The organism is Micromonospora sp. NPDC049081, assembly GCF_040648835.1.
Taxonomy (GTDB): Bacteria; Actinomycetota; Actinomycetes; order Mycobacteriales; family Micromonosporaceae; genus Micromonospora; species Micromonospora antibiotica.
This window is the reverse complement of the sequence record NZ_JBEZEK010000003.1, coordinates 15,564-28,976: the sequence shown is the minus strand read 5'-3', so window position 1 is coordinate 28,976 and position 13,413 is coordinate 15,564. Positions and strand designations below refer to the sequence as shown.

The following is a 13,413-nucleotide window of genomic DNA, read 5'->3' as shown; positions in this document are numbered from 1 at the left end:
AACGTCAGCCGATCGCCGCCCACAGTTGGAACTGGGATGGCGTGTTGCTGGCCGTGGTCACCGACCCGGGCAGCGTCGTCAGCCCAGTTCCGTTGGTGGCCCACCGCGTGCTGGACCCGGCCTGCCCGGCGTTGGCGAGGGTGGCGTTGAGATCCGAACCCCGGTACACCTGCGGTGGGGTCGACGCGTTGAACAGCATGGCCACCCAATACCGGCCGGGGGTGACAGCCGTCGAGGAGATCGTGGTGGTACGCAGCCCGGTCGTGCTCACATCCGCGTCCACCCCCGCCGAAGCGAGCATCGTGCCCGTAGGGCCGATCAGCCCCACCCAGTTCTGCCCGGCAGTCGCGGACACCCCGGCGGTGTTGTTGCCCCAAAGGATCTTCGTGACAGTCGCCGCCCGAGGCACCAGCACCGCCACCATGTAGAGGGTGCCGTTGACGGTGGATTTGCCGGTCGACACGTTGGCCGGGTCGAACGTCCATGCCACCAACCCGGCGTTGCGTGGGGTCCAGATGCCGAGGGCCTGAGCCACCACATCCAGGGACGCGCCCAACACCGTGTCGCCAGTAGCTCTGGAGATGGTGAGCGGCGAGTCCAGTTCCGCCCCGGCATCCGAGTGTCGCACCACCGCGAAGTCCGAGCCGACGTTCGACCCGGACTCGGAGGTGCCCGTCGCCCGGGTCGCCCACCGGATGCCGCCGCCCCGGGTGCTGAACAGCACCTCCCGGGCTGCCCCCTGATTGCCGACGATCACCGCCCGGTCGGACGTCGACATGGTGATCACACCGGTGGACACGTTGACGGTGCCAAGGTTGGTGCCGGGGGCGCGGGCCACCACCAACGCGGTGTCCTGGATCGCTGCGGTCGTCCCCATGTAGTGGCCGCCGGCCAGGGACACCCGGTTCGCGCCCGTCCCCGTGTACAGGCCGTACTCGGGGGAGCGAAGGCCAGACGAGCCGTCGTCGCGGGCCACATCCGCGTAACAGCCGTTGAGGATCGCGCCGGGGCTCGTGCCCGACGCCGGAGCAACACGGTAGCCGGCCCACCCGCCGGGGGTGACATTGTCGCCGCGCCCGTCACGCTTGGCCAAGCAGTTGGTGAGGAGCACCGGACTGCCGGAGGTGTGGGCGAGCAGGAATCCGTCCTTGCCGGAGCGGTCCGTGTCGCAGGCGACGATGGCAAGGTTGTAGCAGATCCCGGACACCACATACCCGTAGCCGGTGTTCCACTCCGACCGACAGTTGGTGAGCATCACCGCGTTCGGGTTGTTGAGGATGATTCCGTCAGCACCGCTGCCCTGGACGTACACCTCCACCAGGTCGGCATCCACCGCACCCGAGGTGCCGCCGGTAGAGTCCCACAGCCGCACCCCGTTGCCGCCGCAGTGGCTGACCACCACGTTCCGCATCTTGATGCCGGCGGCCCGGTCCATGTCGACACCGCCACCGGACATCTGCCAGATGGTGGTGTCGCGGATGCCGACGTCTTTCACACCGTTGGCGACGCTGATGCCGGTGATGGCACCGCCGACGGAGTTGGTGGCATTCCGGCCGGAGATCGCCAAACCTTCGACGCGCGGGCCACCGCCATACGCCGAGTCGAGGTAGCTGTCGTTGACTGGGGCCGGGTTGACCTGGATCAGGGCGGTGCCCACGAACGCGCCGCCGGTCGCGGGCCGGAGAAACGACCCGATCATGTTGGTGCGCGGCGCGAAATGAGGTGCCCAGCCGGCACCCTGCAACGTCACACCCAGGGTGAGGGTCAGCGGCGACGCCAGCCGATACCGTCCCGGCGGGACGATCACCACATCACCCTGCACCGCCGCGTTGATGGCAGCCTGAAACGCAGGGGCGTCGTCGGTGACATCGTCGCCGGTCGCGCCCCACGTGCGCACGTTGAGGCTGCGGTACGAGGATGCGCTGACGATCGCCACGGCGGTTGCGGCATCCGTGGAGGCGGTGGCCAATGCGGTCTCCATCCGGTTCAGCTCATCGGTCGTGGCCTTGTAGCGGGTCGACGACCACACCTTGGGGGTGAACGGCACGTCAGGTCACCGTGATCTCTCCGGGCAGCGGAGCCACATCCAGCGGCCCGTCAACCCACGTCGTTTCGTTCAGGGTCAGGGACAGGTCGTAGCGGTCGACCTCGGTCTTGTACTCGCGGTACGACAGCTCGAAGAACACGCCGGTGAAGCGTTGGCCCCGGTAGTCGCGGTACATGACCTCAAGGCCGATCCACTGCTCCAGGCGCTGCACCTGCGCGGACGTCAACCGGCGCAGCGTGAACGCCATCGTGTTGCGGCGGCCAACACTGGTGACCGCCCGCCGCCGCCCGCCGCCGTAGGCGCGGACTTCCCCCTCCGCCGACAGTTCCCGTTTCCGGTCGGCGGAGGGGGCGGCCACGTACTCACCCGACGACATCAGGTTGATCCACACCGCGCGCAGGTTCAGGGTCGCCACACGCCACCCCCTTCCACCGCTCCGGGCATGCAGGGGAAGTGGGTTAGAGGGTGCGGCCCATGTGCAGGGCGTGCGAACTAGCCCCGTTGATGGCACGACCCACACCGCCGGGAACCCGGCCGACCGCCTCACCGAGGGCCGCGAGGTCATCGCGGACCCCTTCGAGCAGGGTGGCGACCCGGTCCATGGAGGCACCCGTCGACACATGCTCGGTGCGGCCACTGAGGTTGACGCCAACCGTGCCTGACGGCCAGTCGCCGCCGCCGTCGAACAGCCGAGCCGGCATGCGCGGGACGACGCCGCCCAGCCTCGCCGCCCAGTGGTCGTGGGCGTTGCCGCCAGCGAAGTTGTGCTGATTCCAGACGGCCCCCGTGTACCGGTGTTTCTTGCCGTTGAGCAGGTTGTACTCCGGCCACGGGGTGATCAGCTCGCGGGTTACCTTCCGCATGTTCGTGTAGATCCACTCGGCGACATCATGGATTGGCGGTACATCCACTGCCCTGTTGGTGGAGTGGTACGACCTGTTCCCGCTTAGCGTCACCGACCCCGGCCGGTAGCCGGAGATCAGCCGCAGGCCGGGGAACTGCTGCCGCAGGATGCGCATCATGCCCGCCGACCCGCCCAGCGGAGAGTTGCCGACAACCCCGTTGCCGCCATCCTCCCCGGACTGGAAAAACCCGCTGACCTTGTCGATGACTGCCTTCACAGCCTTGCGGGGCATTGCCGTGGCGAACCGGCCGAACGTGGTGTCCTTGCCCGGCACCAGGTCGATGACCTTGTCGACGACACGACGCAGGGTGCCCGCCGGGTCGGTGACGAAGTCGGTAACCTCGGAGATCACATCCCCTGCCGTCTTCCGGGCCTTCGTCGCCAGCTTGCCCAGCGTGCCAAGGATGCCGCCGTCGGCGAACCCGCCCAGGAACCGCTGCACCCCCGACACGCCACCCGCGCGAGCAGCAGCGTTGACGCCGTCCACCCAGCCCCGGCCGAGCGCACGGGTACCCTCCGGTCGCAGGATCGCCTCACCACCAGACAGGTCAAGCGCCCCCCCGGTCGGGCTGTAGAAACGATGCACATCCCGACCGGGGGTGTAGCCGGGCAGGACACCACCACGGGCGAAGCCCTTCGGCAACGCCACATGGTCAACCTTGTCCACCCCGAACTTCTCGGCGATCTTGTTGTAGGTGTCGATGATCGCCGAGTTGATGACCGTGTCAACGATGAACTTGACCGGCACCTTCGCGACGTCCTTGACTTTCTCCCACGCCTTTTCGATCGCCGAAACACCCGTTTTGAACGCGGGGGCAACATGGTCCTTCAAGAAGCCACCGAGCGTGGTGAAGACAGGCTTGATGCCCTTCTCCCACACCGCCGAGATGGTCGCCTTGATGCCCTCCCACACGGGCTTGATGACGTTGTCACGCAGCCAAGTGAAAATCGGCCCAAGGGTGTTCCTCACGAACCCCAGCACCAAGCCGAAGGTGTACTTCATGCCCGACCACCACAGGGCCGTCGCCGACTTGATGCCATCCCACACCGGCAGGATGACGTTCTTCCAGAAGAACATGAACCCGATCGACAGGCTTTTCACTGCGATCTGCACCAGGCCGAAAATGATCTGGATGGCAGCCCAGGCAACCGAGATCGCCAACTGGATGCCACGCCAAGCAGGCAAAACGACCTGACGCCACAGCCATAGTAGGGCCGGACCAACAACCTCAGTGAACCAGTATTTCCACCCCGCCAGCACCGGTTGGATGACCGAGGTCCAGACGAACGAGATGGCCGCCCCGATGCCGTTGAACGCCGGCTTGATAACGGAGTTCCACAGCCACATCGCCGCCGGGGCGATCGTGTCCGTGAAGAACCCCACCAGCGCCGACAGTGCCGGCTTGATCACGTTCTCCCAGGCGTACGACACTGCCGACTGGATGCCCGCCCACGCCTTCTGCACGATCGCCCGGAACGTGTCCGACTTCTTGTAGGCAATCACGATCGCGGCAATCAACGCCACAACGGCCACGATGACAATGCCGATGGGGTTGGCCGCAGCGGCGGCGTTAAACGCCCACTGGATGCCCGTCCACACCTTCTGCGCGGCAGACGCCACCTTAGTTGCAGCCGACCACAGCACGGTCGCCGCCGCCGCAACCTTCGCCCCCACGTTGTATATGGTTACGGCGGCCGAGATCGCGGCGATCCCCGTGGCGATCTTCGCCAAGGTTTCCGGCGACAGTTTCGCCATCTCACCGGTCAACATCACCAGTCCGCCGAGCGAACCAGCACCCAGCGGGGCAAGCCCCGAGACCAGCTTGCCGCCCGCCTCGGCGAGATTGCCAACCAGCTGCAACACCAACGGCCCGTTCGTACGGACATAGTCCAAGAAGTCTTGGAAGCCCTTGCTGGCTGACAACTTCCCAGCCCACGCCGCGAACTTAGCCGTCAGATCGACCAGGCCGGCACCCATGTCGGCGTTGAGTGGCCCGAACGCCTGCAAAATCGACGCGAAGCCGGTAGCAACATTCATTGCCGCGTCGAACATCGCCGTCAAGGCGGGGCCGGCGGTCTTGTCGATGAACCCGAAGAAACTCTTCCACACCGGGCCGGTCAGCGCCTCCGACGCCTTGACCGCCAGAACACCCAACGTGGCACCGATACGGCCAACGAACCGCTCCACCTGCGGCAGATACGGCAGCAGGTTTTCGATGGCCTTCTGCACACCCGGCAGCAGCCCCGCCTGGGCAGCGTCCCGCACCCGCCGGAACTCGTCCTTCAACCCAAACAGGAACTTGGCGAACTTCTGCCCGGCCGGCGACAGACCAGCCATCGCCTGCTTCAACTTGTCCATCGCCGCCGCACCAGCCGTGCCAGCAGCCACCGTTGCCTGCCGATACGACCGCTGCGCGGCAATCAACTGCTGCTGGGCCTGCTGAATTTGCCGGGCACCGTCGCGTTCCTGCCGCTGCTGCGCCTTGCGGGCATCGGTGACCTGCTGCTGGGCCTGGCGTACCCGCTCGTCAGCGTCAGCGATTCGCTTCCGAACCGCCTCCACCTCGCGGGAACCCTCAACCCCCGCCTTCGTGGCGGCGGCCTGCTCGGCGGTCATCTGCTTGCCGCGCCGCTGCAAATCCTCCAACTGGAGGACTTCACGCTCGTAGGTGATGCGGGCCTGCTCCTGCTGCGCCAGCGTCGCCTTCGGGTCGGCAAGCACCTTGTCCAAGGCGGCCTTCGCCTCAGCAACATCCAGGTTCGCCTGCCGCTGCGAGAGGGAGTTTTCCTTCACCGACTGGTTCAGGTCGTCCAGGCGCTGCTTCGCCTGCTGCCGGGCCTCGTTCAACTCCAGCGCGATCTCACGGGCATCCTGCTGCGCCCGCACCAAATCCCGCTCCGCCTCAGTGACCTGACGGGCGGCCTGGGCGTTACCGTCGGCGGCCTGCTCCCGGGCACGCGCCAACGACTGCTCCGCGTTGCGCACACCATCGGCGGCTGCCGCGACGGCACTGTGTGCGCGGGAGAGGGAGGCGGCGTTGTCGGCGGCGGCATCCTCGGCGGCACCCATCGCTGACAACGCATCGCCGATCCCGTTGAACGCGAGCGCGATCACACCGACACCGGCGAGCGCCGACACAGCGGCGGTGCCGATACCGGCGACCGCTGCGGCGGCGGCAGCAGCGACAGGGATGAGCGCCGGACCGAGGGAAATGCCCGCCCCGATCAGCATCTGCATGCCGCTCATGGACGGGATCAAGCCGCGCGAGAAACCGCGACTAAACCCTTCCCCCGAGCTGCGGCCCTCGCCGACGAACCGTCCGCGCGCATCACGGAGGCGGCCGGACGCGTCCCGCACGAAACCTTCACCGAAGCCGCTGCCAGCGCCCGCGCCTTCGGTGATGAACCGACCCCGGCCATCCCTCAGCCTGCCGGCGGCATCCCGAACGAACTCCTCACCGAACTTGCGGCCCGCGCCAGCACCAGCACCGGATGTGGAGTCCTCGGCGGTGCGCCGGAACGACGAGAACAGGCCGGCGGCCTTACCGGACAGGCTGCGGGAAAACGAGTCCCCGAACGCCGTCCCAGACCGATCCCCGGCGCGGGAGACATCCCGTTCGGTTTCCTTCTCGAAACCGGAGGTGTCGGCGCGGACCCGTACGAACGCGGTAGCCAGGGGCACACCCACGAGGGGTCACCCCCTCGCCTCACGCGTGTTGGATCAGGTCCCGAAGACGCCGATCGGCGGCATCCCAACCATCGGCGGGGGCGTTCAACCACTCATCGAACGAGGTGAGCGCCTTCTGCCGGTCTTTGCCGTCGGCCATCACCAGCGCCTGCACCAGATCCCGACGCAGCCATGCGTAGGCCAGGTTGCACAGCAGGCGTGGGGTCAGGCCGTCTAGTGGGCTGCCAGCAGTGCGGTAATCGACACGAGTTCCCCAGCCCCCTCCGGTACCCGGGGGGACGGCCCCGTTGAGGGCGAGTTCCCCTTCGAGGTCGGGGATGTGGTTGGCAGCCCAGCCGAGGAGTCGGTGGGCTGCCGGGTAGGGCGGGCCGTCAGCACCTGAATGACGTCGGTGACGACCTTGAGCAGGTCGTCCTGATCGGCTTTCTTATCGGTGGCGTCCCGCTCGAACCGGGGCCATTCGGTGGCGTCGATGCAGTCCTTGATCAGCGAGTACATGGCGGCCAACGCCTCCATGTCGTCGGACTCCATGCCCGACTTGGCTGCGACCGCGAACCGCATCAGCGGCATCAGCCCAACCTTGTCGGCGATCCGGTATTCCTCGCCAAGGAAGGTGACCTTCTGCCCACCGCCCACCACGTCCACGCCTTCGGCGCGGGCCTGAATCTCATGCACAGTCAACTTTCTTGCTCCCCTCATCGTGATGTGCGTTCATGCGCCGGGGTGGGGCCGCCACCCCGTATCCCCGGCGTCAGATCAGCCCCGGACAGCCCCGGCGAAGATGTGGTGGTACGGGAATCCGTCAGCGGCGGGCTCAAACTTCCACTCCGTCGGCAGACCCGCGTTGTCCGCGCCCTTGCGGCGGGCGATCGACAGCGACCCCGTCTGGAACGCCTGCTCCGCGTACAGCCGCTCCGTCAGATCCTGCGACTCCCAGCCGAGCATGCAGCGGGTTTCCTGCCCGATCGTCGGCGGCGTCAGCTCCGACCGGAGGGTGGCACCCGACCCGGACGTGGCGATCGTCCCGCCGTTGAGCGCCCGCTTGAGGTTGGTGGCGTGGATCTGCATCATCTCGAAGGACATGCCACTGGTGCGGCCGGTGGTGACCGTGGCGATCGGGTCCAGGTACTCGGCGGCCTCCACGTCCTCGGTGGAGAGTTCGTAGTTGAACTCGTGGCCTTCGCGGGTGACCCCGAGCAGCACCCAGCCGACCGGCCATGTGTCGGTGAAGACGGAGCCGGAGACGGTGCAGGCGGGAACGCTGGTGCCGAGCGGAGCCCAGTAGAGCCAACCAGCGCCGAACGACAGGGCGTTCTTCGGCGCGACAGCAGCAGGCATGGCGGTGTCCTTCCCCCGGCGCTACGCCAGGCGATCGAAGTGGTGCGGGTGGTTCGGGTGGCGCTACGCCGCCCGGAGGTAGAAGTCGGCGTCCACGACGAGGCGGGGGCCGGCTTGGTCGGGTGCCCAGTAGGGGCCGCTGATGCTGTCCGGGTCGACAACTAGGCAGACGGCGTCCGCGCCCATGGGTTGTGGGGTGCCGTCGAGGGTGAGCAGCGCATCGCAGTAGGCGAGCGCCGCCGCCGTCGCCGCCTCTTTGGTGGGGCCGTAGATGGATGCGGAGATCCGCGCCCGATGGTCGGGGTTTTCGGGGGAGAGTGCGACCCCGCCGGGCAGCATCGACAGGAGCGCGTAGCAGGTGGGTGCGGCAGCCCTCAACTGGTGCAGGTGTGCGCCTTTGGTGAGGGGCTGTCCGACACCTACGAGGGTGCTGGTGAGGGAGTTGACCCAGTCGGCGACCGCGCGTTCAGCGTCAACGAAGGTGGCCACCAGTCACCCCCGCGTACGCTCTCGGGTATGGCAGAACTGCTATTCGCGCCCGTCGGAACACCTGTCGACGGTGATGGCTGGGTGCCGCTGGGCCACACCGACGACGATGGATTCCACTGGTCCGATGAACCCACGGAAGACGGCGATGCTGCCCTGAGTCTCGGCGGCCAGACTGTCCGCATGGAAGTGCCCGTCGGACGGTTCTCCGCCGCCGTGTTTTGGCTGCTGTTCCGGCGACGGCACCCGAACGTGACCCGACTGCGGAGCGCCTACCGGCGGCGTAGTCGTGCCCGCCGTCGGCGCTGACTACTCGCGGCGCAGCACTTCGAGCGAGGGGCGGAGGAACGGCTGTGCTTCGGTGCCGGGGTGGTTCACCTCGTAGCCGAACACCTGACCTGTCTTCGCATTGCGCAGCGGGTAGTTGCCGTGGGAACGGATCACATGCGGCCGGGTGGGGAATTCCACGTCGAGGGGGTAGGGGTGCCCGTCGGGGGTGGTGGCGTCCGTGCCGATGTCGACGTGCAGGCCACGCTCGTCCCGGCCCAGCGATGAGCTGACGCGGTCCCGCATGTAGCCGGGCGGGCGGCCGTGCGACCCGTCGGGGGAGACGGGGGCGAGGCGCTTCTGTTCGTTGGCGACCCGCTCACCCTTGATGGCGAGGTCCCTGCCGACCGGACCAGACTCGGAGGCCAGCAGCCGTTGCAGCTCAGCCCGATTCCACACCACCCGTGCCACGGCTACATGCCTCGCGGAAGGAACGCGCCGCAGGCTGCGTTGTACGCCTTGAAGAAGCCCATGGTGGCGAACTCGCTCTTGAGGAGTTCGGGGCCCTTCGGGTGCATGTAGATGGCGTAGAACAGGCGTGTGCCCGCGTTGACCTTCGCAATCAGGTCAGCAGCCAGAACGTCACCGGCGACCGGCCCAACGGCAGGGCTGGGGGTCTCGTCGCCGCTCACGACTGCTCCGGCCCGAACAGGGTGTCGTAGTCGGCGTCCGCGAGCTGCGGGATCGTCGAGTCTTCCGCCGTCTCACGGGGCATGCCACGCCACACCGCGTACTCCACCCAGTCCGCCTTCCGGGCGTTCTGGCCGGGACGCTCCACCGGCTCGGCGGTCTGCTCGGTAGCCTGCGCCGCCACCACATCCGGCAGCGGGTTCGGCACCACATGCACCGCCGCATTCGGGTTCGGAGCCGAACCCAGCACCTCCGGCTCGCGGGCGGCCAGTTCGTCGCGGGTCATGCCGTCGATCTCCTCCCGGGTCATGCCCTGACCAAGCCAGTACACCTCCCAGTCGGCGCGGCGCGCATTCCCGGCGGGACGTTCGATCACGCCCGGGTGGGCGGGCAGCACATGCTCGCCGACGGTCAGACCCAGGTTTTCGACAGCCGACGCGGGCACGTCATCACCCGGGTTGTACGCGCGGACCCCGTTGACCTGGATGGGCTGCTGGGCGATGTACTCGGCAGGTGCACGCATGATCACGCCCCCACGATGTAGTAGGTGACCTCGGAGGCGGTGCCGTCGATGGCGACCGGGACGCGACCGTTGGCGTCGGCGTAGGAGGCTGGCACCCGGATCGCGGCAGCGGCACCGGCGGCGATCGTCACCACGCGGGACGTGACGGCCAGCCCGTCGTACAGAGCCCCCACCGACAGGGTGAGGGTGTGCGACCCGGCACCAGTGTTCCGGGCGATGACCAGCGCGCCGGCCGGCAGCGTGTCCGAGCTGGCGGTTCCAGTGCGCTGGGTGAGAGTCGTACCGGCGCTCGTTGGCGCTTGGGCGGCATAGTCAGCCATCAGAGTTCACTTCCGTTCAGGGGTCAGAGCAGCCAGTCGCCCCAGGCGGGCGCGGGCGGAAACGCGTACACGGGATACAGCACCGGCTCCGAACCGGCACCACCACCAGCCGCATCGTTGGCGGCGATCAACCGCAGCATGTCCGCGTCAGCACGGGCATCCAGGGCGGCAGCCTTCGCCAAGTCACCGTCATCACGGGGGAACGCGCGCACGATCGCCGCCGCCGCCCGCAGCGCGGTCACATGCTGCGCCAGCGGGTACACCGCCTCAGCGACCAAACCGAGAGCTGCGGCGACCGGCGGCCACGCGCCCTCAATCAGCCGTGACGCCTGCACATCCGTCGGTGAGGTGGCCACACTGAACGTCCCCAGGTACGCCTGAGAACCGGGGGTCACCACGTCCACCGTCATGTACGGGATGTGGTCGGCGACCTGGGCCACGGTCGGAGCCCACGCGGGTAGAGCCACACCGGCCTCCTCGCCTGCGGTGACGGTCGCATCGGCGAGCAGCAGCGCGGTGGCGGACAGACCGGCGGAGACATCGACTACCGTCACCGCGTCGGCGTCGAAGTCGCTGACACCTTCCAGGGTTGCTGCCGCCGGCTGAACCACCACCGCGCCAGCGGACACGCCCCCCACGCCGCTCAGGGTGGCTTCCGCCGAGGCGACCTGCGTGCCGCCACCGGCAAGCGACGACCCCGCCGACAGGGCGGCCGTGGCCGGTGCAACCCGGGTCGCTGCCGCCGTCAACGACGACCCGGCCGACAGGGAGGCGGCAGCATCCACCGTCAACGGGATGACCGTCGTCATCGACACCCGGGTCACACCGTCGAGGGACGTGATGCCCTTGTAGTCGATGGTGATGCTGCTGCCGGCGTCGGTGACATCCAGCCATCCGTACGCCTGCATGGTGGGGCCGCCGAGCGTGTACGTGCCCTGCGACCACGTGTCCGTGGGGGTGGTCGACGACTGTTGGATGGGTGCGCCGCCGGCCTGCGGGATACCGCGTGTGCCGGTGGAGGTGCCGTCGTCAGCCCACAGGTAGTGCCGGTCACCGGCGATCACATACACGCGGCCGGGTGCGGTTGCCGCCATGTAGGTGGACAGTTCGTCGAACTCGTTGGGGTAGCTGCCCCACCGGCCGCTGCCGCCGCCGTCGTCCCGCCACGGATAGTTCCCGCACACGATCTTCACCAGTTCGGCGGCGGCAAGCTGCGCCTTGAACCAGGCTTTCTGCTCAACACCCAGCATCGTCTTCGCTGGGCTGTTGCTGGTGGCCTGCGGGTCCCGGTAGGAGCGCACATCCAACTGGATGAAACGGACCCGGCCGACCACCCACGTGAAGTACATGCCCCGGCCGTTGGTGGCGGGCAGCGGGTAGGTGGGGAACAGGCGACGCCACTGCGCGGCCACCAGATCACCGGCTGCCGCAGTCCGGTCGGAGGTGTCGCCACCCCAGTCGTGGTTGTCGACCTCATACGACAGTGGGATCTTCGCCACCGTCGGGGCCATGCTCGCCGACCCCAACGACGTCATGTACTGAGTCAGCAGTTGGGCGGCGGTGGTGGTGCCGTCCGGGTCAAGGTAGTGCATATCGCCCATGTGGGCCCCGAACAACGCCCGCCCGTACGGGCCAGAGCGGGCGAGGATCGCCGCGTACGTGGAGTCGCTGGGCGTGTTGAACTGGCACGACCCGAACCACAGTGAGAACGACGCCTGCGACCCGGCAGCCGGGAACGTTTTGACCTCACCCCGACCGGCGGACAGCAGCAGCCCGTCCGCTTCCACCCCGAAGAAGTAGGCGGTGTTGGCGGCCAGACCGGTCACCGGGAGTTGCACGATGCCGTCCGAGTCGGGGGCTACCGCGCTGCCGTAGACGGGGGAGGTGAGACCCGAGTTGGTGGACACGACCAGCCGCGCCGACGTCGTGTTGGCGAGCCGGTACGCGGCGGTGAACCCGGACGGCCCGACTGCACCCGACCACGGGCCAACCTGCACCGCTGCCGCCGACGGGATCGACGGGTAGCCGCTCGTCGACCAGTCGACGTCATCGACGACTACGGTGTAGCTGTTGACGCCGGAGCGGACCGCCCCCACCTGCAACTTGCACAGGCCGCCCGCGCCGGTGGTGTTCTGGCTGGCCGCCGACGTGAGGGTTTCGGCGACGTTGCCGGAGGCGTCCCAGATTCGCATCTCCATCTGCCCCACGGACGTGGAGAAGACGAGCACGGCCAGGCCAACATCGGCGTACGTGTTGGCGGTGAGCGTCAGCGTGGACGTGGCGAGCACCGTCCCGGCGGCGTTGCGGAGCTGAAGTTTGCCGCTGTCGATCAGCCGCACCTCAGCCCGGAAACTACCCCCGGAGTCGGCGACCAGGATGATGCGCATCCCCGTCGAGTCCGGGGGCAGCACCGGAACCCGGAACCGCAGCCGGCCGAACACCTGCCCCGTCGAGTTGACGTTCACGCTGGTGGTGCGCTCTGCGTAGCAGATGCCACCCGAGGTCCCCGTGACCAGTTGCATGCACTGGGCACCCCGGTACGGCAGGGTGTTGACGATGGTCGCGCCGCCGCCGGCCGGGTTGGAAATGAAGTCAAACCCAGCGGTGCCGGCGACAGCAGCGCCGAGGGTCAAACCCTCGAAGGTGGAGACAGCCACGGCACCCCCCCGACGGGCTGGTGGTGGGCGTCGGTCAGGCAGATCAGGTCAGGGCGACGATGACCGCACCGATCGCGAACTGGACGCTGTCACCGGCCTGCACCGTCTTCGACGCGGACAGGGCACCCCACCAGCAGCGGCGCGGCGTGCCGGACGAGTCGTACACCTCCAGCCCGACCACCGTGGTCGCTGGCATGCCAGCGAAGGTGATGAGTGCAGTGTTCGACGCGGACCCGCCCGACGCGGCACCGAACACGACGGTCTGCCGTGCGTAGGAACCGCCCGTGACCTCCGTGCCAGCCGCCGACGCCGACCCGTTCACGGTCACCAGCGCCAACTTCATTGGTCCGGTGGGGGCGGTGAAACTGGCCGTGCCCAGTGACGCGTCCAGCAGCCGGTTCGCCTCAGGCTGCGTCAGATTGTTGGCCATGCGAGCCTCCCTGCTCAGCCAGACCCCGACGCCACCCACCCCCGTGGGCAGGTGGCGTCGGGT

Annotated in this window: 14 protein-coding genes; 1 reads left to right on the top strand and 13 read right to left on the bottom strand. The window is 68.0% G+C overall.

The genetic code is table 11. The features are described 5' to 3' along the window. Positions 1-4: 4 nt before the first annotated feature. The 7 genes from AB0B63_RS06955 to AB0B63_RS06925 form a co-directional block, all read right to left on the bottom strand. Positions 5-2,047, bottom strand: coding sequence for a glycosyl hydrolase family 28-related protein (locus AB0B63_RS06955; protein WP_357015259.1), 2,043 nt, complete (start codon positions 2,045-2,047; stop codon positions 5-7). A 1-nt stretch (position 2,048) separates the two neighbouring features. Next, a complete protein-coding gene (locus tag AB0B63_RS06950; RefSeq protein ID WP_357015257.1) occupies positions 2,049-2,462 on the bottom strand; it encodes a hypothetical protein in 414 nt (137 codons plus the stop codon). Between the two features lie 43 nt (positions 2,463-2,505). Next, complete coding sequence (locus tag AB0B63_RS06945; RefSeq protein ID WP_357015255.1) at positions 2,506-6,639, bottom strand: hypothetical protein; 4,134 nt, start codon at positions 6,637-6,639, stop codon at positions 2,506-2,508. A 19-nt stretch (positions 6,640-6,658) separates the two neighbouring features. Further along, entirely contained in the window at positions 6,659-6,793 is a 135-nt protein-coding gene (locus tag AB0B63_RS06940) for a hypothetical protein (RefSeq protein ID WP_357015253.1), read from the bottom strand. A gap of 59 nt (positions 6,794-6,852) precedes the next feature. Continuing rightward, positions 6,853-7,314 carry a hypothetical protein gene (locus AB0B63_RS06935; RefSeq protein ID WP_357015251.1) on the bottom strand — a complete coding sequence of 154 codons (462 nt, stop codon included), beginning with the start codon at positions 7,312-7,314 and terminating at the stop codon, positions 6,853-6,855. Between the two features lie 81 nt (positions 7,315-7,395). Further along, positions 7,396-7,977: a hypothetical protein gene (locus tag AB0B63_RS06930; RefSeq protein WP_357015249.1), complete on the bottom strand. Its 582-nt coding sequence runs from the start codon at positions 7,975-7,977 to the stop codon at positions 7,396-7,398. A 63-nt stretch (positions 7,978-8,040) separates the two neighbouring features. Further along, positions 8,041-8,466 (bottom strand): hypothetical protein, encoded by a 426-nt coding sequence (locus tag AB0B63_RS06925; protein ID WP_357015247.1) that lies wholly within the window; start codon positions 8,464-8,466, stop codon positions 8,041-8,043. A gap of 27 nt (positions 8,467-8,493) precedes the next feature. On the opposite strand from AB0B63_RS06925, the gene AB0B63_RS06920 reads away from it, so the two are divergent. Further along, positions 8,494-8,772 (top strand): hypothetical protein, encoded by a 279-nt coding sequence (locus tag AB0B63_RS06920; protein ID WP_357015245.1) that lies wholly within the window; start codon positions 8,494-8,496, stop codon positions 8,770-8,772. On the opposite strand, the gene AB0B63_RS06915 is transcribed toward AB0B63_RS06920, so the two are convergent. From AB0B63_RS06915 to AB0B63_RS06890, 6 genes are read right to left on the bottom strand one after another with little or no spacing between them, the layout of a single operon-like run. Then, positions 8,773-9,201, bottom strand: coding sequence for a hypothetical protein (locus tag AB0B63_RS06915; RefSeq protein WP_357015244.1), 429 nt, complete (start codon positions 9,199-9,201; stop codon positions 8,773-8,775). A gap of 2 nt (positions 9,202-9,203) precedes the next feature. Then, a complete protein-coding gene (locus tag AB0B63_RS06910; protein ID WP_357015242.1) occupies positions 9,204-9,422 on the bottom strand; it encodes a hypothetical protein in 219 nt (72 codons plus the stop codon). After that, a complete protein-coding gene (locus AB0B63_RS06905) occupies positions 9,419-9,949 on the bottom strand; it encodes a hypothetical protein (RefSeq protein WP_357015239.1) in 531 nt (176 codons plus the stop codon). Before AB0B63_RS06905 ends, AB0B63_RS06910 begins: the two co-directional genes overlap by 4 nt. Continuing rightward, complete coding sequence (locus tag AB0B63_RS06900; protein ID WP_357015236.1) at positions 9,946-10,263, bottom strand: hypothetical protein; 318 nt, start codon at positions 10,261-10,263, stop codon at positions 9,946-9,948. The genes AB0B63_RS06905 and AB0B63_RS06900 overlap by 4 nt, the downstream gene beginning before the upstream one ends. A 23-nt stretch (positions 10,264-10,286) precedes the next feature. Then, positions 10,287-12,920: an alkaline phosphatase D family protein gene (locus tag AB0B63_RS06895; protein ID WP_357015234.1), complete on the bottom strand. Its 2,634-nt coding sequence runs from the start codon at positions 12,918-12,920 to the stop codon at positions 10,287-10,289. A gap of 43 nt (positions 12,921-12,963) precedes the next feature. After that, positions 12,964-13,350, bottom strand: coding sequence for a hypothetical protein (locus tag AB0B63_RS06890; RefSeq protein ID WP_357015232.1), 387 nt, complete (start codon positions 13,348-13,350; stop codon positions 12,964-12,966). Positions 13,351-13,413 lie beyond the last annotated feature (63 nt).

What these genes read in the sequence shown, in the direction of transcription:
- AB0B63_RS06930 (WP_357015249.1), bottom strand. Translation starts at nt 7,977, where the DNA reads ATGCCTGCTGCTGTCGCGCCGAAGAACGCCCTGTCGTTCGGCGCTGGT.
- AB0B63_RS06920 (WP_357015245.1), top strand. Translation starts at nt 8,494, where the DNA reads ATGGCAGAACTGCTATTCGCGCCCGTCGGAACACCTGTCGACGGTGAT.
- AB0B63_RS06900 (WP_357015236.1), bottom strand. Translation starts at nt 10,263, where the DNA reads ATGGCTGACTATGCCGCCCAAGCGCCAACGAGCGCCGGTACGACTCTC.
- AB0B63_RS06890 (WP_357015232.1), bottom strand. Translation starts at nt 13,350, where the DNA reads ATGGCCAACAATCTGACGCAGCCTGAGGCGAACCGGCTGCTGGACGCG.